The organism is Janthinobacterium sp. ROICE36 (assembly GCF_002869965.1).
Classification (GTDB): Bacteria; Pseudomonadota; Gammaproteobacteria; order Burkholderiales; family Burkholderiaceae_D; genus Janthinobacterium.
Genome location: NZ_PEBS01000147.1, coordinates 1 through 3,445 on the forward strand (window position 1 = coordinate 1; position 3,445 = coordinate 3,445).

Consider the following 3,445-nt stretch of genomic DNA (forward strand, 5'->3'; position numbering starts at 1 on the left):
AGAGAGATCGGTTCGTTTGCCATTTACGCGTCCAAATACCGAGAGTAAACGCCTTTCTCAACGTGTTTACAAGCAATATTTCACCCTATCGTCACTCCGAGCACCTACCCTTCATGCAATCGCCCTGAGGTAGGCCTTTCTGCCCCTGCCTGAGTTTAATTAAATCTTAAGCTGGTTTTTTTGCAAAAACCGGGGTCCATGCTATCCTTGGGCAAAGTAGTAATTTGAATTGACAACACGGAGGCACTATGAATCAGAACATGCAACGCACCTTTGACCTGTCGGGGGGCATGCAGCAAGTCCGCCACCAGGTCTTGCGCAACACTTACTGGCTGCTGGCACTGTCCATGATACCGACCGTGCTGGGCGCCTTCATCGGCGTGCAAATGCATTTGCCGATGCTGACCGGCGGCATGGGCTTCATCATCTTCATGGCCGTGGCATTCGGCTTCATGTACGCGATTGAAAAAACCAAGAACTCGGGCCTCGGCGTTGCCGTCCTGCTGGGCTTTACCTTCTTCATGGGCCTGATGCTCACGCCTATCCTGACGCGCACGCTCGGCTACTCGAACGGCGGCATGCTGATCATGACGGCCTTCGGCGGCACGGCCACCATCCTGGCCGTGATGGCAACGATTGCCACGGTCTCGAAGCGCGACTTCTCGGCCATGGGCAAATGGCTGTTCGCCGGCGTGATCGTGCTGATCCTCGCATCGGTAGCCAACATTTTCCTGGGCCTGTCGGCACTGTCGATCGTGATCTCCATGGTCGCCATCGCCATCTTCTCGGCCTACATCCTGTATGACGTGCAGCAAATCATCAACGGCGGCGAGACCAACTACATCTCGGCCACCCTGCGCATCTACCTGGACGTGTACAACATCTTCACCAGCCTGCTGTCCCTGCTGGGCTTTGCCGGCGGCAGCCGCGACTAAGCGCTACGCTAGAAATGCGAAAGCCGACCTTCGGGTCGGCTTTTTTACGTCTGTGAAAAAAGCCGCCTGTATGGCGGCTGTGCGCGGCAAGTTCGCGCGAATCGGCAACGCAATCAAAAGTCGTGATTCGACGGATACTGACTGTAAAAATCGTTATCCCATTTGAAATTGGTAAAGGCCACGGTAAGGGAAATATCCAGCGCCTCGACAAAATGCCAGCAACCGACGGGCAAAAACAGGATTTCGCCCGGTGCCAGCACGCATTCTCGCACCTGCACGTCGGCCATCAGCGGATAGCGCTGCAGGTCGATGCCGCGCCCGTCGACGGGCGTAAAACAGTGGCGCTGGTTGTACACGCGCGCCACCTCGCAGGCGGCCATGATGCGCAGCCGTTTGCGCCCTTTCACTTGCGCCATGAAGTTGTTCGTCAGGTCGTGGTGGAATGGCGTCACCGTGCCGGCCGGACCAAACCATAAAAAACCCGTGGGGCCGCCATCGGGCTTCAGGTACTCGGGCAACTGGCCGATATCGTCCCACAGCTCGCGCAAGGCTTGCCGGTTCTGCGAATTGTTGTTCGCTGTCATATAAAAATCATTGGTCGTGCCGCTGCTCTCGACCAGGCTGGCGTACTCGCCAAACGCCATCATGCGTTTGTGCGCCACGCTGTTCATTTCATACTGGGCGTCCGCTTCGCGACCGAACTGCACTTCCACTTCGCGCTGCGCGTAGTGTTCGCGGAAATAGGCCGGGCTCCATTTTCGGATCGCCGGCCAGTCGTCCAGCATGCCCGTGATGATCACGGGCTGGTTGGTGGAATAGTATTCGTCCAGAAACGCTTGCGCGGACAGCTTGTCGCGGCGGGGAATCTCGGTCGGACGCAGATGGTTCAGCTTGCGCTGGATATCGATCACCCAGTCGCGCTTGGCCAGGCGGTTCGACAGGCGCACGGCGCCGGCAAGATACGGGCTGTGCAACGCAAGTTCGATTTCGCGGCGCGCCCGGGGCTCCGCGATGCCGGCCTGTTGCAGCACCGGCATCAGCGCCGACGGATGGCTGCCCAGCATGAGATTTTCAGCGATCCAGCTGCGCCACTCGCGGCTCAGCTCCTGTTCCAGCTCCTGCTGCTTGACTCCGAATGTCGCTAGCGCCGCCATTGTCCGTCTCCTGTTTTTTTAAGTGAATACGCGGCCGGACAGCATGGCTATCCGGCCGCGTCTTACGCTACATCAACATTAGTGCACTTTCCACACCTCGGTCGCCAGCACGCCATTCGCGTCGCCATCGAGTTCCCACGAGAACGCGCCGCGCAAGCCCTGGTCCTTGACATATTTCACCTTGGTGCCGATGACGGTCGGATCGTCATAGCTCCACCACTGGCCACCCACGCCCGTGTACAGGTACAGTTGCTTGGTCACGGGATGGTAGTAGCGCGTACCGGCCTTGGCGACGAGGATTTTATAGTCCTCGATGCCCGACTCGTAGGTGCCTGGCGCCGTGCCCGTGGCCGCCTGATACAGGCCATCGCCGTTCGGTCCCGGCGCCACGCCCGTCCAGCCGCGGCCATAGAACGGTATGCCCAGCAGCAGCTTGTCGCGCGGCACGCCGGCGGCAATCATGTATTGCACCGCCTTGTCGCCCACGTATTCGCGCGCCATGCCCGTCGACGGATCGGCAGGGTCGGCAAACAGCTGGGCATTGAAGTTGGTGCTCGTTTCCCAGCCGCCGTGGAAATCGTAGGTCATCAGATTGATCCAATCCATATACTGCGAGTACAGGGCCGGTTCCATGTTGTCGATCTTGTCCTTGCCGGCACCGACGGCCGCCGTCAACAGGTAGCGCTTACCGTTGGCGGCACCGAGTGCATCGAGCTGGCTGCGGAATTCCGCCATCAGCAAGGTGAAATTGCGCTTGTCGTTGGGGCTGACCGTGTTGTACGGCTGGCCGCCGCCCACCGGGTATTCCCAGTCGATGTCGATGCCGTCAAAGATGTTGGCCGCCGCCCCCACGCCACCGCGACCGCCCTGCACCGGCAAGTTGCCCTTGATGTAGATATCGAGGCAGGAACGCACCATCTGCTTGCGCAGGGCATCGGTGGCCGAACCGACGGAGAAGTTCTTCGACCAGCTCCAGCCGCCCAGCGAGATGAACAGTTTGAGGTTAGGGTGCGCCGCCTTCAGCTTTCTCAGCTGCAGGAAGTTGCCCGACAGGGGAGCATCCCACGGGATGGTCTGGCCATCGACGGTGCGCTTCGGCGTGCGGATGTAGTCGGCCTCGGCATCGCCGCCCGTGCCCGCTTCCGGCGAATTCGGATTTGTCGCGCCCGGTTCCGCCTTGGTGATCATGGCACATTCATAGCCGCCGTTTTTCGGATAGATGTTGCCGAAAGCGTAGTTGATGAACGTCAGCTTGTCGGCCACGCCGCTGGAATGCACGTTCGCCACTTCATAGTCGCGGCCATACACGCCCCACTGCGCGAAGTACGACCCCACTTCGCGCAGTGGGGCGTGTAT

3 protein-coding genes are annotated in these 3,445 nt (G+C 59.7%); 1 reads left to right on the forward strand and 2 read right to left on the reverse strand.

The window, feature by feature from the left end:
• Positions 1-248 precede the first annotated feature (248 nt).
• Complete coding sequence (locus tag CSZ94_RS26990; protein ID WP_034752039.1) at positions 249-935, forward strand: Bax inhibitor-1/YccA family protein; 687 nt, start codon at positions 249-251, stop codon at positions 933-935.
• A 113-nt stretch (positions 936-1,048) separates the two neighbouring features.
• Here the strand turns inward: CSZ94_RS26990 and CSZ94_RS26995 are convergent, their stop codons facing one another.
• Both CSZ94_RS26995 and CSZ94_RS27000 read right to left on the reverse strand, forming a co-directional pair.
• Complete coding sequence (locus CSZ94_RS26995) at positions 1,049-2,089, reverse strand: cupin-like domain-containing protein (RefSeq protein WP_102124310.1); 1,041 nt, start codon at positions 2,087-2,089, stop codon at positions 1,049-1,051.
• Between the two features lie 78 nt (positions 2,090-2,167).
• On the reverse strand, positions 2,168-3,445 hold a 1,278-nt coding region (locus CSZ94_RS27000; RefSeq protein WP_258001235.1), incomplete at its 5' end, for a glycoside hydrolase family 18 protein.

Excerpts from the sequence above, each read along its gene's own strand:
- CSZ94_RS26995 (WP_102124310.1), bottom strand. The coding sequence starts at position 2,089 with ATGGCGGCGCTAGCGACATTCGGAGTCAAGCAGCAGGAGCTGGAACAG.
- CSZ94_RS26990 (WP_034752039.1), top strand. The coding sequence starts at position 249 with ATGAATCAGAACATGCAACGCACCTTTGACCTGTCGGGGGGCATGCAG.